Source organism: Corynebacterium sp. MSK204 (assembly GCF_030229885.1).
Classification (GTDB): domain Bacteria; phylum Actinomycetota; class Actinomycetes; order Mycobacteriales; family Mycobacteriaceae; genus Corynebacterium.
The window spans coordinates 120,515-137,271 of sequence record NZ_JASPGQ010000004.1; the positions used below are offsets into that span (position 1 = coordinate 120,515).

The window sequence follows — 16,757 nt, forward strand, 5'->3', positions numbered from 1 at the left end:
ATCGCGCAGTAATGAAAAACAATAAACTCCTTCGCTACGGCGGCATTGCGGCACTGATCCTCGTAGCGCTGTACGCCTTTACGTTTTTTAGCAACGAGACCCGCGGATATGTGGACACGGATACCTCCGTGGCCCTGAAACAGCTGCAGGATAAAAACGTTGACGAGGTAGAAATTGATGACCGCGAGCAGCGCCTGCGCATCAAGCTCAAGGACGAAATCACGGTAGAAGAGCGCGAGGGCGTACAAGAGATCGTGTCTCAGTACCCCGCGCGCGCCTCCGAGCAGGTCTTTGATGCGGTCAAGGATTCGGGTGCGGAGAAGTATCAGACCAACGTCACCCAGGATTCGTTCTTGGGCTCCATGCTCAGCTTCCTGCTGCCGATGGTCATCCTCTTCGCCCTGCTGTTCTGGCTCATGTCCCGCATGCAGCAGGGTGCAGGCGGCATGTTCGGCATCGGCAGCTCCAAGGCCAAGGAGCTGACCAAGGATATGCCGACCAATACCTTCGAGGATGTTGCCGGCGTCGATGAGGCCGTGGATGAGCTGCAGGAAATCAAGGACTTCCTTGATGATCCTTCCCGTTATTACGAGCTCGGCGCGAAGATTCCGCGTGGCGTGCTGCTTTATGGCCCTCCGGGTACCGGTAAGACCCTGTTGGCCCGCGCCGTTGCGGGCGAGGCCGGCGTGCCTTTTTATTCCATCTCCGGTTCGGACTTCGTGGAGATGTTCGTCGGTGTGGGTGCCTCCCGCGTGCGTGATCTGTTCAAGCAGGCCAAGGAGCACAGCCCGTGCATTATCTTCGTGGACGAGATCGACGCCGTGGGGCGCCAGCGCGGATCCGGAACCGGCGGCGGGCACGATGAGCGCGAGCAGACCCTGAACCAGCTGCTGGTGGAGATGGACGGCTTTGGCGATCGCGAGGGCGTTATCCTCATCGCGGCCACCAACCGTCCAGATATCTTGGACCCGGCACTGTTGCGCCCGGGCCGTTTCGACCGCCAGATTCCGGTCACCAACCCGGATCTGGCCGGCCGCGAGCAGATCCTGCGCGTCCACGCCAAGGACAAGCCTTTGGCGGAAGAGGTCGATGTGGCGCAGCTGGCCAAGCGCACCGCCGGCATGTCCGGTGCGGACCTTGCCAATGTGCTTAACGAGGCCGCGCTTCTCACCGCCCGCATCGGCGGCAACGTCATTACTTATGACGCGCTGGAAGAAGCCACCGACCGCGTGGTGGGCGGTCCACGGCGCCAGGGCAAGATCATCTCCGAGCACGAGAAGAAGGTCACCGCCTACCACGAGGGCGGCCACACCCTGTCCGCGTGGGCACTCAAGGATATCGAGCGCGTGTACAAGGTCACCATCCTGGCCCGCGGCCGCACCGGTGGCCACGCCATGACCTCGCAGGAAGACGACAAGGGCATGTACACCCGCGACGAGCTGTTTTCCCGTTTGGTCTTTGCCATGGGTGGCCGCGCCGCCGAGGAATTGGTATTCGGTGCTCCCACCACGGGTGCGTCCTCCGATATCGAGAACGCCACCAAGATCGCCCGCGCGATGCTGACCGAATACGGCTTTTCTCCTGACTTGGGCACCGTCAAGTACGGCCAGGAGCAGGGCGATCCGTTCAGCCAGATGGGCGGGGGTGGCGGCTCCATCGATTACTCGGATGACGTTGCCGCCAAGATCGATGAGCAGATGCGCTACCTCCTCGAGCGCGCGCACGAGCAGGCCTACGACATCCTGCGCACCAACCGCGAGTTCTTGGACAAGCTGGCCGAGGCCCTCCTGGAAAAGGAGACCCTGCGCCGACCGGATCTGGAGAGCATCTTCGACGGCATCGTGCCGCGCGATGCCTATGATGTCTTCCCCGGCGAAGACGATCGCTTCCCGCGCCAGATTGGTTACGCGCCGGTCAAGACCCCGGTTGAGCTGGCCAAGGAGCGCGGCGAGGAACTTCCTAAACGCATGACGCTTCTCGATGCCTCCCGGGCCGCCCGCGAGCGCCGCCTCGCCGGCGAGGAGATCAAGGGCGAGGTTGGCTTCAACTTTGGTCAGCACGCCGGGGACTACGTGGACCCGGAAACGGTGCGTGAGCTGCACGGCGGTGACAGCAGCCACCGCGATGGTCGAACTGACCAGAGCGGCCGCAGCGGCCGAGACAACCAGAACGACCGCGCGGACCAGAGCGACCACGGCAGCAGCGACCGCGACACCAGCAATGACGGTGGAGAAGGGCGAGCGGATTCGGCATCGGAAAGCAGGGGCAAGCACCACAAGCCAGAGGGAGAAACCAGCCAATGGTTCACCCCAGGCTGGAATGAGTCTTCCCGCCGCGATAACCCCTACGCGCGCGATGCGGAAAAGCCGCGCGATGATAAAGAGTAAGAAGTACGTGCATGTCTGAAAATCACACTGATAACCAGCAGGTGCCCGCCCGCGCACCGTATGACCAGGAGCGGGCGGAGGCGGCCGTCCGCGAGCTACTCTTTGCCGTGGGCGAGGACCCTGACCGCGAAGGACTGCGCGAAACCCCGGCCCGTGTGGCCCGCGCTTACCGCGAGGTCTTCGCCGGCCTGCACGAGGACCCGACGGAGGTGCTGCACAAGACCTTTGCGGAGGACCACCAGGAACTGGTCTTGGTGCGCGATATTCCCATCTATTCCACCTGCGAGCACCACCTCGTGCCGTTTTATGGGGTGGCGCATATTGGCTATATCCCCGGCAAGGACGGGCACGTGACCGGGTTGAGCAAGCTGGCGCGCCTGGCGGATATGTACGCCAAGCGCCCGCAGGTTCAGGAGCGCCTGACCCAGCAGATTGCCGATGCCCTCGTGGATGTCCTCGAGGCCCAATCCGTCATCGTGGTCATCGAGTGCGAGCACCTGTGCATGGCCATGCGGGGCATCCGCAAGCCGGGCGCGACCACAACGACCTCCGCGGTGCGCGGCGGGTTTAAAAATAACGCGGCCTCCCGCGCGGAAGTGCTCAGCTTCATTCGTACGTAGCGCGTACGCAGTCGAGTTTGTCGAGCGAAAAGGAGAACGCAGTGCACCCGGCTTCCTCAGTTGGAGAATTGACCATCCCGAAGCGCACGCTCGTCATGGGCATCGTGAATGTTACGAAGGATTCCTTTTCCGATGGCGGGCGGTGGCTCGACTTCGACGCCGCCACCACTCATGCCCGTGAGCTGGTGGAACAGGGTGCGGACATGATCGATGTGGGCGGCGAATCCACCCGCCCGGGTGCGGTGCGCGTGGAGGCGCAGGAAGAGGCCGACCGCGTGGTCCCGGTCATCCAGGCGCTGCACGAGCAGGGCATTCGCACCTCGGTGGATACGATGCGCGCCTCGGTTGCCGCCGCGGCGGCTGCGGCCGGGGTGGACATGATTAACGATGTCTCCGGCGGCCTTGCCGATCCTGAAATGTATGCCGCCATGGCTGATGCCGGCGTGCCCGTTTGCCTCATGCACTGGCGCACTCTCCAGGAAGGCGCGTTCGGATCCGCGGCGGGCACGGCCGATCACGGCGGCGATGTGGTCCGCGACGTGCACGAGACCCTCGCCCAGCTGAGCCAAAACGCCCTGGATGCAGGCGTGAAAAAGGACAATATCGTGCTGGATCCGGGCCTCGGCTTTGCCAAGAGCCCACAGGATAACTGGGCGCTGCTTAAGGCCCTGCCCGAGTTCCTGGACGGCGAGTTCCCCATCCTGGTGGGCGCCTCGCGCAAGCGCTTCCTCGCCGCTATCCGGGAAGACCGCGGGGTAGAGGCGAGCCCTTTGCTTGCCGATCCCGCCACCGCCGCCGTGACCGCCATTTCCGCCCAGATGGGCGCGTGGGGCGTGCGCGTGCACGAGGTGGGCGTATCCCGCGATGCCGTCGACGTGGCCGCCGCGTGGAACGCCGGCGAGTCCTATGTAGGCGGCGCCAATGCCACCGGCAGCTACCGCAATGCCGCCACCGGCACGGGCACAGTGACCTCTACCGCGATGGGTACGGAAAGGAATTAACCATGGCAGATCGCATCGAATTAACCGGCCTGGAATGCTTTGGCTACCACGGCGTCTTTGATGAGGAAAAACGCACCGGCCAGCCCTTCATCGTCGATATCACCTGCTGGTCCGAGTTTGCCGAGGCCGCAGCTCACGATGATCTGACCAAGACCATCAATTACGCCGAGCTTGCCGATGTCGCCGCCAGCATCGTCGAAGGCCCCTCCCGCGATCTCATTGAGACCGTCGCCAGCGAGGTGGCCGATACCATCATGGAATCCTTCGCCGACCTGCACGCGGTGGAAGTGACCGTGCACAAGCCCAAGGCGCCGATCCCGCGCACTTTTGCCGATGTCGCCGTCGTCGCCCGCCGCTCCCGCAAGCACGCGCGCACCGGAGCCCCACGGCCCGCTCCGCAGGTGGGAACTCCGCAGGGAGCCGACGCGCAGCGCCCCGGCACGAACCCCGGGAGTCAGTAATGCGCGCGGTACTATCCATCGGCTCCAATATGGATGACCGCGTGGAGCTTTTGCGCACGGTATTTACCGAGTTCCGCGAGGACATCGTGGCGGCCTCGCCCGTCTATGCCACCCCGCCGTGGGGAGTAACGGACCAGGATGAATTCTTGAATGCGGTGCTCATCGTGGACGTCGAGGAGAGCCCGCTGGAGCTCTTACGGCGCGGCCAGAAGCTGGAAGAGGCGGCTGAGCGCGTGCGCGTGCGCCACTGGGGCCCGCGCACCCTGGACGTGGACATCGTCGATATCGAGGGCTATAGCTCCTCCGATGCGGAACTTATCGTCCCGCATCCCTATGCCCACGAGCGCGCATTCGTGCTTATACCCTGGTTGGCCGCCGAGCCGGCTGCTAAGTTGAAGGGACAGGATGTCTCCGCGCTGGTTGCCGCGTTGGACCCGCAGGAAACCGTCAATATCCACCGCTTGGGCCTGATGGAGGAGTTATGAAACGGACCTCGCTCGGTGCGCTTATCGGTGTTGGGATATTCATGGCAGCCGCGGCGGCCATCCTCACCACGCGCTTTTATGGCTCCATGATGTCCATCCCGGTTACGGTATCTGCCACGCTATGGCTCATGGTGGTGGTGTGCTTGGGGCTTACCTGGAAAGTGGATAAGGCCACCGATGAGGATCACGGCATCGGGCTAGATAATTCGCAGCTTAATCCGATGACCATCGCGCAGTTCATGCTGGTGGGCAAGGCTTCGGCGTGGACGGGTGCGATCGTCGGCGGGCTCTATGCAGGGGTGGCGGTGTATGTCATCCCGAATGCGGGCACCCTTGTCGCGGCTTCCGATGATCTGGTGGGAGTGCTCGCATCCGCGATTGGCGGCATCGCCATGTCTGCGGCTGGCCTGCGATTGGAGCGACACTGTGAGACCCCGCCGCCACCGGACGGGCTTCAAGCGGTACATTAGGGAACATGACTCAGCCGCGCTCTTCTTCCAAAAACTCGTCGTCCTCGCCAGATTGGGGACAAATTGGGATTATCGCCCTCGTCATCTTGGCCGTTATCGCCAGCATCGTCATGCTCATTTCCGGCTCCGCAGCGGCGCTCAAGATTGCGCTGATTGCCGCCCTGTGGGCCGCAGTGGTGGGCTTTTTCTTGGTGATGCGCTACCGCCGCCAGGCCGAGGAATCCGTGACCAAGCTGGAGCTGCAGGAGCGCGCCCACCGCGCGGAGCTCAAGCAGGCCCGCGCAGCCGAAGGCAAGGAGCTGCCGGATCAGCAAATCCTCGATGAGATCCGCACCGAGCTGGCCTCTATCCGGAAGCAGATCGAGGATTTGTCCGGCCACGATTTCACCTACGAGCCAGCCGCCTTGCACGCGGAGGCGCGCCGCATCATGGAGCTGGAGGCGCAGACCGCCGCGGCGTCCCACCACAGGGAAGAAAACGTCGACTTTGAGCAAACGTCTACCGGCGCGCCGTCTGCCGATGCCATCGCTGGCCGCCTGGGCAATCAACCCTCCGGCGAGCACGCGGACTCTAACCCGCTCAATGACATCATCAGCGAAAACACCCGCGCGCAGCGCAGCTCTTCCCGGACCGATAATGCCGCTAAGCCCGCCCACTCCGAGCAGCTTGCCGATGCCCCCAAGCCCGCCACGTCCAGCGAGGCCGCGGGGGCGAAGGAGCCGAAGGACGTTTCCTTCGATACCGGCAGCTTCCAGGCCGTGCGCTGGGATTCGGGTGGGGACTCCAATATCAAGCGCCAAGGCTCTCGGCAGTCGGGCTCTGGCAACGCAGCTCACTCTGGCGCACGAGGTAGCCACCGCAAGCCAGAGGCTGATACCGCAGCCGAGCCCGCTTCCGATGCGGTGACCCAGAACATCCCGCAGCAAACCACAGGCAAGGATGCGCGCGAGGAATATAAGGGCTCGGGACACCACGTGGCCGCCGAGCAGAAGCAATCGGCCTCGCGCCGCCAGCAGCAGACCCGCGGCCGCCGCCGCAGCGATGAACAGCGCGATGGTTCCGTGTCCGTGTCGGAGCTATTGGCACAGATGAAGAAGGATAAATAAATGCGTCCACCGCGCATGCGCGTTGCCCTTTTCGGGCGCAGCCTCGCCGGGATCTCCCTGGCCACTGCCATGGAGCGCGCCGGCCATACCGTGGAGATGCTTGATGATCCGGCCGAGCTTGGCTCCTTCCAGGCACTGATTCTTGCCGTGGGTGAGGCACGGCTGGATGCTGCTGTAGAGCTTGTTGAGGACCACGTACACAAGGGTCTCATCGCTTTCCACACGTGCCTGTCCCGAGGCGTGCAAGGCCTTGACCCGCTGGAGACCCACGGCTGCATCGTGGCGGCCGTCGCACCCATGGCGGGCGGGCGCTGGGCAGTATCCACGCTAGATGAGCTGGGAGAAAACATCGCTGACTTCGTAGTGAGCGAATTCCGGGGGCAGGCAGTGCCGCTTTCCGATGCCGAACGTCCCGCCTTCGCCGCCCGCTCCTACTACATAGAAATGCTTAGCCGCCTGCACCTAGCAGCTGCCGTAGAAGCCAATTTCTTTGCCGAGTTTGATGAGATCCCACCGTCTGAATTCGACATCGATTCAGAAGACATCATCGCAGCCTATCGCGGTGCCACGGATCCCGGAATGCGCCGCCACTACTTAGAAACCGCTCGGCGCTTGGGTGAAGTAGAAGATCGCACCGAATTGGAAATGTGGGCCTTGCAGGAGGAATCCCGATGAGCTTGAAGATGGGACAAGCCACCGTCATCAGCGAGGTCGACCGCATCCGCATGGTGGGTAGCGCGCTGCGCAAGACCGGCCGCCCTGTGGCCTTCGTGCCATTGACCACCGGCGTGCATGCTGGGCATATCGCGCTGGTGCGTGCGGCCCGCCGCATCCGCGGCGCGGTGACTGTCGTGGCGCTCCAAGAACCTCGTGCCGAGGATGTAGATCTCCTGCGCGCCGAGGGCGTGGACGTCATCTGGGATTACACTCCCGAGAAGCTCTGGCCTCATGGTCGCCGGATTACTATCTCGGCTCGCGGCGTCGCCGTCGAACGCGACGCCGCGAACTCCGCCGCTGCCGAGCAGACGCCTGATGCTGAATCTGCACCTGAAGGCTTAGAGCCCGATCTATCAGGCGAGCTCACCCTCTACCTCACGCTGATGATGGCACTGTCGCCCACCGATGTCCTCATCGGGGAAAAAGACTACGAGCTCCTCTTGGCCATTCACCATGCGGTGCAGGACCTGCACCTCGGGGTTCGCGTGCAGGGCGTACCCGCCGTGCGCATGCCCGATGGCGTGGTGATGAGCCTGCGCAATACCCGCGTGCCCGAAGATAAGAGGGAGGACGTAGCCGCCCTGTCCGCCGCGCTTACCGCCGGGGCACATGCCGCAGAGGCGGGGGCAGACAAGGTTCGCGAGGTTGCCGCAGGTGTCCTAGAAGCCGCCGGCGTTGAACCGGAATACTTAGAGGTGCGCGGCCGCGATCTGGGCGAGCCACCCGCCGAGGGCGATGCCCGCCTGCTCGTTGCGGCCACCATTGGCGGAGTTAGATTAATTGACAACGTTGGCCTGCCGTTGGGGATTGGTTTCACTAATATTGAAGAGCACGAGGCTAAGGCCGAGCTCGAGCGCGAAAAGCAGCGCGAACAAGACCAATCCCCGGAGGGCTAATGACCGAAATCCACATCCGCGACCTCGACCCGCGCGATGAGCCCAAGGCGATTGAGTTTGCCATCGAAGGCATGCACCTGCATTGGTTTGTGAAGAACCCGCGCTTCGAGCGCGCCTACGGCCGTTACTTTTGGGATTTAGAGCGGGCCCAGGCCACCGATATTTTGGCCGCCTATGCCGATGATGGGCGTTTCCTCGGCGTGATTCTGGCATCGATTAAAGGCGAACCAGCGCTGCCGTATCCGTGGTGGCGCAAGGCTTATGTCAAGGCCGTGGATCTCTTCAATAGCCTGCGCCCTGGCGGGCACCGCGGTGACTATGATGCCGCGAACGAGGACATGTTGGTCAGCTACCTGGCCGAAAATACCGTGGACGGAGAGATCGGCTTTCTCGTCGCTGACCCGAACTCGGGTGTAAAAGGCGTGGGCACCGCGCTCATTGAGGCCTTTGAGGAGCGCCACCCCGGCAAGGATATTTACCTTTACACCGACGATGGCTGCACCTATCAGTTCTACGATTCCCGCGGTTTTGAGCGGGTGGGGGAGAAGCAAATCTCCATCGATAAGGACCGCGACCTTACCTGCATGCTGTACGTGCGCCACGTGGCGTGAGGCTACCGCGTCACGCCACGCAAACGAGCGCAGCTTCACGCTACGCAAACGAACGGAGCGTCACGCCACGCAACGCAGCCACATCGGCGAACGCTACAGACTTCGCGGCACGAACTCTCGCGGCGCGGGTCCTCCCCGCGCCACCCGCGCCGCGCTAATTCGCCAGTGCGCCCATCGGATCCCACGCTGGCAGGGTGGTGATATCGGAGGATTTGAGCGCCTCTTGGTACTGCTCAGGCAGGCGGGACGGGTGGACGGCGATCTCGAAGACGTACTCGTCAAACCAGTCATCGGCCATGGTCCAAAAGCCCTTGTCGCCCTTCTCGGTGCCCCAGGAATTTTCCACGCGCCAGCGGGTGACGTCGCCGCCCTCGGCAATATCTGCGCCGGTAAAGACCATCGCGTGCGTCATCAGGGACTCGTGCAGGCGGAGGCGATCTGGCTTATCGATGCCCATATCAACCCCATACAGCCCCTCATAATCGTGCAATTGCTTGGCCCAGACGCCGCTATCGGCATCGGATTGCTGGCTGGTATCGCAGCCGAACCAGACGGGCTGGCCATCCTCGACGGCAGAGCGGGTGGCATCGCGCAATACCTCGACCGGGGCGTTGAGGTAGGTGACTTTTTCACCGGCGACGTTGCCCAGGTAGTCCACGGTGTAGAGCTCGCCGTAGGAATTGCGCGGGTCATTGACCACGCAGACATACTCGCTCAAGTCCTTCGTGAGGTATTCGCGGGCGAAATCCTGCGGGGTAAAAGTGCCCTCGCGGTAGAAATTATCGTCCTTATCGCGGTACTGCCACTGGAACTCTGTGGGCGGGAGGCCGAGGTTGGCGGTGAGGATGCGGTAGACATCGGCAAGCGCCTGCTCCTGTGCCCCAGACTTGCCCGCGCGGATCTGGTGGGCGGCGCGGCGCAGGACGGTCTCCAGGTTCCGGTTGAGCATGGCGCTGGCCTCGGAGGACGCGGTCTCCGGCATGGCGTACTTGGGCACCACGCCGTACTTTTCCACCAGGGAGACGAACATGGACCACTGGCCGCCATCGCCGATGGGGTCATCCATGAGCTTGGTCAAGGTGCGGTCCGTAATATCGCGGTCCTTGAGCTCATCTACCGCGGTGAGGAACCAATTGGCCTTTTCCAGCTTGTCGTAGAAGTACAGGTAGGTCTGCGAAAGCTCGAAATCCTTGATGTTGGTGCGGTCCATGATGCCACCGCGCAGAGAATTCAGGCCCGCAAAAATCCAGCAGCGGCCAGAGGCCTTCTGGTTGGCCGCGCCCCACTTATCGAGCTTGTGGCTGGTCGCCGTGGTGAGCTCGCGCACGAGGTCGCGGTCGACGCTCAGCTTATCGATGCCCTCCTGCGCCACCGCATTCCGCGCCGCCCTGATGGCCGGCTCGCTGGCAAGCGTGGCGTTGGTGGTGTGAACTTCCTGTGGATTGATCTCATTCATTTTTCGATGCTCCTTAGTTCATCCGGTCCCAGAAGGGAAGCTCGATGGGCTCGGTCTCTAGCGCTTGCTGCTGCTGGGGAGTGAGGAATTCCTTGCGCACGGCGATGTGGAAGACGTTTTCGCCGAACCATTTATCCGACATCGTGGCAAAGCCCTTGCCGGGTACCTCGTCGGCGTCGTCCTTGCGCGGCGGCTTGGTGCCCCAGGAGTTCTCCACGCGCCATGCCCGCGGCGCACCATCAACTCCGGTCAGCGCCATCGCGTGGGTGGGCGCAGATTCGCCGGAGGTAAAGCGCTCCTCCTTGCTCATGGTGGAATCGATGCCGTAGAGGCCATCGGTATCGACGAGGCCCTCGTCCCACACGGCGTTCTGGAAGGAGAACTGGCGGGAGACATCGCAGCTAAACCACACCGGTTCGCCGGCCTCGATGCTGGCGCGCGCGGCGGAGCGCAGCTCGTCCACATCCACGTTGAGGTAGCCGGCGGGCGCGCCGCCAGCGACGTTGTTCACGCCGGCGCTGGTGTAGAGGCGGTGCTTGTCGTTGGTGGTACGGGGGTCATCGGCAAGCACGACGTACTCGTCCAACTTTGGCAGGTACTTATCCGCAAACTCGCGCGGGGTGGAGTGCACACGGAAGAATTGATCGTCCTTGGTGCGGTAGCTCCACGTAAATTCCTCGGGCGGGGTGCCCAGGTGAATGGCGAGTACGCGTTGGATATCGGTGCGGGCTTGCTTGATAATGTCCCCTCGATCCCCCTCGCCTTCCACCGCACGGTGCGCAGCACGGCGGATGATCGTGGCGATATCGCGGTTCATCTGCGCGGTGTGGCCGGACGAGTGCACCTCCGGCATGACCTCGGCCGGGACAACGCCATACTTGTCCACGAGGTTGGTGAAAAATGACCACCAGCCGCCGTCGTCGCCTGTGAGCTCGAGGGAAGTAGCCACGTCGCGGTCATCCCAGTCGGTGCCGTCTTCGGTGAGATCCAGCAGCTGGCTGAGTGCGAAGTTGGCGCGCTCGAGTTTGTCGAAGTACTGCAGGTAGGTAAAGGAAAACTCAAAGTCATCGATGTTGAGCTCCTTGGCCGCGCGGTGGCGGAACACGTTGAGCGCGGCAAACATCCAGCAGCGCCCGGAGCGCATCTGGTCGGTGACCCCGAGGCTGTCGAGCTTTACCTCGGTGGTGGGGTAGAGCGCGGTAATGCGGTCGCGGTCAAGGGCCGCCTTGGCCACCCCTACGCTGGTAATGGCATTGCGCGCGACGCGCAGCTGGGAGTCCGCCGCGGCCTCCTCGCGCAATTGGGACAGGAAGTCATTGGTGAGCAAAGTCATACTCACCGTTTTAGCAGACGGCGATCTCACGCGAGGCCGCTGGGGGCTGGATGGGCCGTTAGAGATCGCTACAGATCGCTATAGATGCCGCGCGAGCCGCGCCACGGCTTCGGGGCTTCCCACCTCTTCTGGGAGCCAGGGAATCTCATGGACTGGGGTATCGGGAAGCTTATCGTGCAAGAGCGCCAGAGCCTCGTCCTCGGCGGCGCGCCGGGAGGCCAAGAACTCGCCTTGGTCCGCCGGGGTGCGGCGATTGACCAGCATGGAGCCCACCCGCACGCCATTGCCGGTGAGATCCGCGTGGAACTCGGAGGACTCTAGGACGGGCAGGCGCTCGGCGGTAAGCACGATATGAAACACGGTGCGCTGAGAGGTCAGCGCAGCGCGCAGGTGCTCGAAGCGCTCGCGGCGCTGGAAGAGCGTGGCGCGGATTTCCTGATTGCGCCGGTCCACCGGGTCATTATCGGCGCCGGACTCCGCGGACATCCCGCGCACCAGTGAGCCGAATTTATCGGACTTTTCGCGCCGGGCAAGCAGCCCATCGGTATAGGCCGCCATGATTTCCGGCAGGGCCATCAGTCGGGAGGTGTGCCCGGACGGGGCGGTATCGAAGATGAGGTAGTCATACTCGTCCGCGGCGGCGACCAGGGCGGCCATGCGTTCTAAGAGCGCCGCCTCCTGCGTGCCGGGGGATTGGCGGGCCAAATCCAGGTGCTTTTTTACCTCGCCGTGCAGGTGCTCCGGCATGAAACGGCGCATCGAGGCGCCTACGGTCGCAAGGTGTTCCTCGGTGGCCCGGGCAGGATCGAGCTCGATGGCGGAGAGGGAGGGGGTGAGGTGAGTGGGGGCATCGGAAAGCGTGGCATCAAAGATATGCCCCAGGTTGTGCGCCGGATCCGTGGAGACCAACAGCACGTTGTGGTCCTGAGAAAGAGACAGGGCCGTGGCGGTGGCGAGGGTGGTCTTGCCTACGCCGCCCTTGCCGCCAAAGAACATGATGGGCGCGGTTTCTAGCAGCATTGAATATTCTCCAGGGGTGATTTATCCATGCCCATGCGCGTATGCCAGGCGTGGAAATCTTCGTAGACCAGCGGCAATAGCTCCAGCGTGTAGTAGCTGGCGGGGTTGGGGATGCCGAGTGCCTCCGAGACCACCAGCATCATAAATAGGTCATCTTCTTGCTGCTGGGCCTTGGCAAATACGGCGCGGTACGGGGCTTGGTAGAACTCATTGAGCCCCGCGCCGAAGGCCTTAAGCTTGTCGAGCATGCTGGGGAAGGGGAGCGTCGGTATCGTCATCGGTCCACTCCAGCGGCGGTTCCTTGCGCGCGTTGGAGATGGCGCCGATCGACTCCACGATGACCCAGATGGAGGCGATGACGATGACGACGTCCATGCCGAAGAGCAGCCAGTTCTGATCCGCAAACAGCGATTTGAGCTGTAGCAGCGCTGCCCACAGCGACATGATGGTGACAAAGATGAGCGGGATGATAACCGGCAGGGTGGGCCGACGCAGGTGGGTAAGGATGACCACGACGATGGCCAAGGACAGGCTGGCCATGAGCTGGTTGGTGGTACCGAAGAGCGGCCAGATGGTCATGCCGCCGGACCCGTCCGCGCCCGCCGAGAAGGTCAGGCCGAAGGCCAGGCCCACCGCGATGATGGTGGAAACCAGCGCCGTGATGCGGATGCCCATGATCTCGCCGATTTCCTGGACCACGATGCGCTGCAGGCGCACGCCGGAGTCCATGGTGGTGGCGGCGAAGAGCACGGCCATGGTTGCCAGGATGGTGGCAGACAGCGAGGTGGGAATGCCCAAGCCCTCGTTCATCAGCGCGCCGCCGCCCTGTACGAAGGCATTGACGCCGCCGGCGTTCCACTCGGCGTAGACTTCCTCCCAATTCGCCAGGGTCTTAAAGCCGGCGGTCGTGGCGATGATGGTGCCGAGCGCCAGCAGGCCCTCGCCCACAGCGCCGAAGTAACCCACGAAGCGAACGTCGGTTTCCTTATCAATCTGCTTGGACGAGGTACCCGAGGCCACGATGCCGTGGAAACCAGAGATGGCGCCGCAGGCGATGGTGACAAAAAGCAGCGGGAAAATCCCGGGGGTGCCCTCAGGAACATTCTCGCGCACGGCAGGGGCGGCGAGTTCCGGACGGGTGATGAGGAAGGAGCCGTACAAGATGATAAGACCTACGAAAAGCTGCAGGCCATTGATGTAATCGCGCGGCTGGAGCAGCACCCACACCGGCAGCAGCGAAGCAATGAAGGCGTAGATGAATAGCAGGATGATCCACACGCCGTTGGCGGGAATGCCCAGGACCGTCTCTGGCAGCACGACCGGGAAGCGGTCACCCAGAACCATCAGCGAATACAGGGCCACCACGCCCACCAGGGACACCAGCGGCAGGTTCCAGTTCAGGCGGTAGATGGCCTGGCCAATCAGCAGCGCGACGGCGATTGCACCCCACGTGGGAATGACCGCCGAGGGTGTAGAAATAAGCAGGTTCGAAATCACCACGGCGAACGCGGCATTGACCATGAGCAGCAGCAAGAAGATCACGATGAGGAAGAGGTTGCGCCCGCGCTTGCCGATGTAGCGCCCCGACAACGTACCAATCGACTGACCCTTGTGCCGCTGCGATGCCCACAGCGCACCCAGGTCATGCATGCCGGCGATGAAGAAGGTGCCTAACGTGACCCACAGGAATGCCGGGAGCCAGCCCCAAATGACGGCCACTGCCGGGCCGATAATCGGTGCCGCACCCGCCACGGAAGTGAAGTGGTGACCCCACAGCACGTATTTATTGGTGGGAACATAATCCACGCCGTCTTTGAGGTGGTGCGCCGGGGTGGTGTAGTTCTCTGATATCCGGAAGATGCTCTTGCCCAGGAATTTGGAATAGAGCAGGTAGCCGGCCAGCATCATCGCCACGCCGATGATGACAAGGATGAGAGAGTTCATGGCTGTGTCTCCTTGCGCGTCGAAGGTGAGGTGTTGTGTATCACAGGTCTGAACAGTATGTCACGGTTCACACAAATTCTTGCAGTGCGGGTAAATTAAGGGGGTGGTGTTCCACTATGTGGACGCGCGGGAGTGGATCGCAGGGGCTTATGCGTGCTCGACGCCGCTTGGGAGACATGGCTGGGTCAAATCGCGGGTAGCGGCCGGGATTAAAGGACTCTGCTGGCGCGGCATGGAGCCAGTCGTGCCGAAGTACCGTGGTTAACGGCGAAGGCTCAATCGACTGGACTTATGGAGGAGTCGTTAGCTCGCTTCCTACAGTTGGGAGCCCTTTGGTGGCGGCACTTGTAAATCTTGACGAAATATCTCAAAAATTTCCGAACAGCAGCTTTTTGGTTAGGTAGCGAATGATCCGATTTTCGGTCTGGATAGTCTACTGGAGCTCGAATTCTACAACGTCAACTTCGTCTGTATCCGCTAATCCGGGGTAGTGGGTATCTAAAGCTTCGTGAAGCTCGGATAGAGAATTGAACCCGTCATTTTTAGCTTGCTTTTCCGACAGTAGCCCGCGCTGGGTAGATACAACGGCTGTGACCTGTGCGGGTAGCGTGACAACTTCTCCGGTTTCCTTCTCAAAGACTATTTGGGCTTTTCCTTCATAGAAGGGATCATCTACTCGGATTGTTTGTTGCTTTTCTCCGCTCCGAATGGAATCCTCGTAGCCTTCCCACATGTAGATACGCTGCTCTTTTTCCATATCTCGCCAGTTAAACGCGAATGGAAGAAGCTCTTCCACGGTGAGCGCTTCAAGGCCGTTGCTTCCGCGCACAATACACTGGATGGATGGATCGACATCAAAAAGTACCTGGCGGCATTTACCACAGGGTGAAATTACTTGTCCGGTAGGTCCATATACGGCGACCATTGCTTGGATGGGATCCTCTGGGTAACTAGCGGCATGGTTTGCTAAAGCAGAGACTTCACCGCAGGGGCCACCAAGGAAATGGTGTGCGTTTAAACCGAGAACCTGTTTTCCTGATTTGGTCAGGAGGGCTGCGGCGACGGTGTGGTCGCCTCAGTCTTGGAAACGCTGCGCATGGGCGGTTGCTTTGGCTGTTAATTCCCGAAGTTCGTTAGTAATCACGCTTCAATGGTAGTAACTACTAGCAGCGTCGATCTATTTAAAGACAGGGGCCAATCAAACCTGGATTTCCTGGGTTTGCTTGATCGCAGGAAACCTTAGCTCCGAGGCATCACTTGGTTTATTCTTCTTTGGCTGAGCAGAGTGCAATTAAAGTGGCCCGATATAAGTACCTCGAAACCGATGCTCAAAGGCTGGGTCGCAGAAAATGCTAGGCAAGCCCAGGGCATTCAGGCATGTCACTCGCCCTTGGATTTATTGGCTTCTTCATAGAGTATGGGGCTTGGCCTTAATAACGGTCGGAAGAGTAGCTTGGCCTGCAATGATCTGTGCAAAATCAGTATCCATAGACCTAAGTAAGCGTATCGCGTAGCGATGCGTAGACCAGAGACGATTAATATCAAGCATTGGCCGTAGATGAGCAGCTCGGTTTCTCATCCACCGTAGTTCATGGGCATAGCGATATACCGCTTCATGTCGAACGCCGTGAAATCCTGATGACAGTGCTGAGTTCCATATTTCGACTCGTTTGTTTCGAGGACCAGCATTCGGGGAAGGAAGAATGCTAGTCCATGAACCGAAGTTCAAACTCGCCACCAAATCATCGTGAGTTGGTGGAACGGACCTCACAGAACGGCTACCGGGATGGGGCTTAGCATAATTATCTAGTGCCTTCTTCTCCCACCACCTTGGATATAGGTCTGAATCATTTCGGGGCTGCCATGAAGCGGGGACATTGGGACGAACTAGATGTTGCAAAATCGTTGGAGCCGGATTCACAATCCAATCTTCATGACCTCCGAGAGCAGCATTCCATTGACGGAGACGCATATCGATTGTGTCACGAAGCAAGACTTCAACTATCCCCGTCAGCTCGGTAACCGCGCTGGAGGCTTGTATATTCCATAGATAAAGCTGAGCTGCCTCAACAAGCCCTACCGTGGCTTGCTTATATGTCTGGAAGCGCGCAGGAGGGATAGCCCGTTCTATTTGCCTAGCCGCACGATATGTCAGTTTAGGCATCACACACTTGTCTTTCTTTTAGAATAGGTATAAAATCTTAGCTATAAAGCGGGACAGCACCCGCAGCTACAGAATACCGGCGCTGA

General features: G+C 61.2%; 15 protein-coding genes and 1 pseudogene. 10 read left to right on the forward strand and 6 right to left on the reverse strand.

The genetic code is table 11. The features are described from left to right. Window positions 1–11 precede the first annotated feature (11 nt). The 10 genes and pseudogenes from ftsH (at window position 12) to QP908_RS04070 (ending at window position 8,754) form a co-directional block, all read left to right on the forward strand. Window positions 12–2,387, forward strand: coding sequence for an ATP-dependent zinc metalloprotease FtsH (ftsH, locus tag QP908_RS04025; RefSeq protein ID WP_284771714.1), 2,376 nt, complete (start codon window positions 12–14; stop codon window positions 2,385–2,387). Between the two features lie 11 nt (window positions 2,388–2,398). Next, entirely contained in the window at window positions 2,399–3,007 is a 609-nt protein-coding gene (gene folE / locus QP908_RS04030; RefSeq protein WP_023023959.1) for a GTP cyclohydrolase I FolE, read from the forward strand. Window positions 3,008–3,048: 41 nt separating this feature from the next. Further along, window positions 3,049–4,008: a dihydropteroate synthase gene (folP, locus tag QP908_RS04035; protein ID WP_023023957.1), complete on the forward strand. Its 960-nt coding sequence runs from the start codon at window positions 3,049–3,051 to the stop codon at window positions 4,006–4,008. Window positions 4,009–4,010: 2 nt separating this feature from the next. Next, window positions 4,011–4,385 (forward strand): annotated as a pseudogene (gene folB, locus QP908_RS04040) (dihydroneopterin aldolase); the annotation flags it as partial. A gap of 83 nt (window positions 4,386–4,468) precedes the next feature. Then, window positions 4,469–4,954, forward strand: coding sequence for a 2-amino-4-hydroxy-6-hydroxymethyldihydropteridine diphosphokinase (gene folK, locus QP908_RS04045; protein ID WP_023023952.1), 486 nt, complete (start codon window positions 4,469–4,471; stop codon window positions 4,952–4,954). Further along, window positions 4,951–5,424 carry a DUF3180 domain-containing protein gene (locus tag QP908_RS04050; protein WP_023023950.1) on the forward strand — a complete coding sequence of 158 codons (474 nt, stop codon included), beginning with the start codon at window positions 4,951–4,953 and terminating at the stop codon, window positions 5,422–5,424. The genes folK and QP908_RS04050 overlap by 4 nt, the downstream gene beginning before the upstream one ends. Before the next feature lie 5 nt (window positions 5,425–5,429). After that, the gene (locus QP908_RS04055; protein WP_023023949.1) at window positions 5,430–6,530 is read left to right on the forward strand and encodes a DUF6779 domain-containing protein; all 1,101 of its coding nucleotides are present in this window, start codon (window positions 5,430–5,432) and stop codon (window positions 6,528–6,530) included. Beyond that, entirely contained in the window at window positions 6,531–7,205 is a 675-nt protein-coding gene (locus tag QP908_RS04060; RefSeq protein WP_284771715.1) for a Rossmann-fold NAD(P)-binding domain-containing protein, read from the forward strand. Continuing rightward, a complete protein-coding gene (locus QP908_RS04065) occupies window positions 7,202–8,143 on the forward strand; it encodes a pantoate--beta-alanine ligase (RefSeq protein WP_284771716.1) in 942 nt (313 codons plus the stop codon). The genes QP908_RS04060 and QP908_RS04065 overlap by 4 nt, the downstream gene beginning before the upstream one ends. Continuing rightward, entirely contained in the window at window positions 8,143–8,754 is a 612-nt protein-coding gene (locus QP908_RS04070) for a GNAT family N-acetyltransferase (protein ID WP_239268440.1), read from the forward strand. Before QP908_RS04065 ends, QP908_RS04070 begins: the two co-directional genes overlap by 1 nt. A 154-nt stretch (window positions 8,755–8,908) precedes the next feature. On the opposite strand, the gene QP908_RS04075 is transcribed toward QP908_RS04070, so the two are convergent. The 6 genes from QP908_RS04075 to QP908_RS04100 all read right to left on the reverse strand — a co-directional run bounded on the left by QP908_RS04075 (window position 8,909) and on the right by QP908_RS04100 (window position 15,432). Continuing rightward, window positions 8,909–10,210 (reverse strand): C1 family peptidase, encoded by a 1,302-nt coding sequence (locus QP908_RS04075; RefSeq protein ID WP_284771717.1) that lies wholly within the window; start codon window positions 10,208–10,210, stop codon window positions 8,909–8,911. Between the two features lie 13 nt (window positions 10,211–10,223). Next, window positions 10,224–11,543, reverse strand: coding sequence for a C1 family peptidase (locus QP908_RS04080; protein WP_284771718.1), 1,320 nt, complete (start codon window positions 11,541–11,543; stop codon window positions 10,224–10,226). A gap of 78 nt (window positions 11,544–11,621) precedes the next feature. After that, entirely contained in the window at window positions 11,622–12,563 is a 942-nt protein-coding gene (locus QP908_RS04085; protein WP_284771719.1) for an ArsA family ATPase, read from the reverse strand. Next, complete coding sequence (locus QP908_RS04090) at window positions 12,554–12,811, reverse strand: cory-CC-star protein (RefSeq protein WP_284771720.1); 258 nt, start codon at window positions 12,809–12,811, stop codon at window positions 12,554–12,556. Before QP908_RS04090 ends, QP908_RS04085 begins: the two co-directional genes overlap by 10 nt. Further along, window positions 12,795–14,507: a carbon starvation CstA family protein gene (locus QP908_RS04095; protein WP_284771721.1), complete on the reverse strand. Its 1,713-nt coding sequence runs from the start codon at window positions 14,505–14,507 to the stop codon at window positions 12,795–12,797. The genes QP908_RS04090 and QP908_RS04095 overlap by 17 nt, the downstream gene beginning before the upstream one ends. Before the next feature lie 433 nt (window positions 14,508–14,940). Then, window positions 14,941–15,432 (reverse strand): ASCH domain-containing protein, encoded by a 492-nt coding sequence (locus QP908_RS04100; protein ID WP_284771722.1) that lies wholly within the window; start codon window positions 15,430–15,432, stop codon window positions 14,941–14,943. Window positions 15,433–16,757 lie beyond the last annotated feature (1,325 nt).

Coding starts and splice junctions, on each gene's coding strand:
- ftsH (WP_284771714.1), top strand. CDS start 12: ATGAAAAACAATAAACTCCTTCGCTACGGCGGCATTGCGGCACTGATC.
- folE (WP_023023959.1), top strand. CDS start 2,399: ATGTCTGAAAATCACACTGATAACCAGCAGGTGCCCGCCCGCGCACCG.
- folK (WP_023023952.1), top strand. CDS start 4,469: ATGCGCGCGGTACTATCCATCGGCTCCAATATGGATGACCGCGTGGAG.
- QP908_RS04050 (WP_023023950.1), top strand. CDS start 4,951: ATGAAACGGACCTCGCTCGGTGCGCTTATCGGTGTTGGGATATTCATG.
- QP908_RS04055 (WP_023023949.1), top strand. CDS start 5,430: ATGACTCAGCCGCGCTCTTCTTCCAAAAACTCGTCGTCCTCGCCAGAT.
- QP908_RS04060 (WP_284771715.1), top strand. CDS start 6,531: ATGCGTCCACCGCGCATGCGCGTTGCCCTTTTCGGGCGCAGCCTCGCC.
- QP908_RS04065 (WP_284771716.1), top strand. CDS start 7,202: ATGAGCTTGAAGATGGGACAAGCCACCGTCATCAGCGAGGTCGACCGC.
- QP908_RS04070 (WP_239268440.1), top strand. CDS start 8,143: ATGACCGAAATCCACATCCGCGACCTCGACCCGCGCGATGAGCCCAAG.
- QP908_RS04075 (WP_284771717.1), bottom strand. CDS start 10,210: ATGAATGAGATCAATCCACAGGAAGTTCACACCACCAACGCCACGCTT.
- QP908_RS04080 (WP_284771718.1), bottom strand. CDS start 11,543: ATGACTTTGCTCACCAATGACTTCCTGTCCCAATTGCGCGAGGAGGCC.
- QP908_RS04085 (WP_284771719.1), bottom strand. CDS start 12,563: ATGCTGCTAGAAACCGCGCCCATCATGTTCTTTGGCGGCAAGGGCGGC.
- QP908_RS04090 (WP_284771720.1), bottom strand. CDS start 12,811: ATGCTCGACAAGCTTAAGGCCTTCGGCGCGGGGCTCAATGAGTTCTAC.
- QP908_RS04095 (WP_284771721.1), bottom strand. CDS start 14,507: ATGAACTCTCTCATCCTTGTCATCATCGGCGTGGCGATGATGCTGGCC.
- QP908_RS04100 (WP_284771722.1), bottom strand. CDS start 15,432: ATGGTCGCCGTATATGGACCTACCGGACAAGTAATTTCACCCTGTGGT.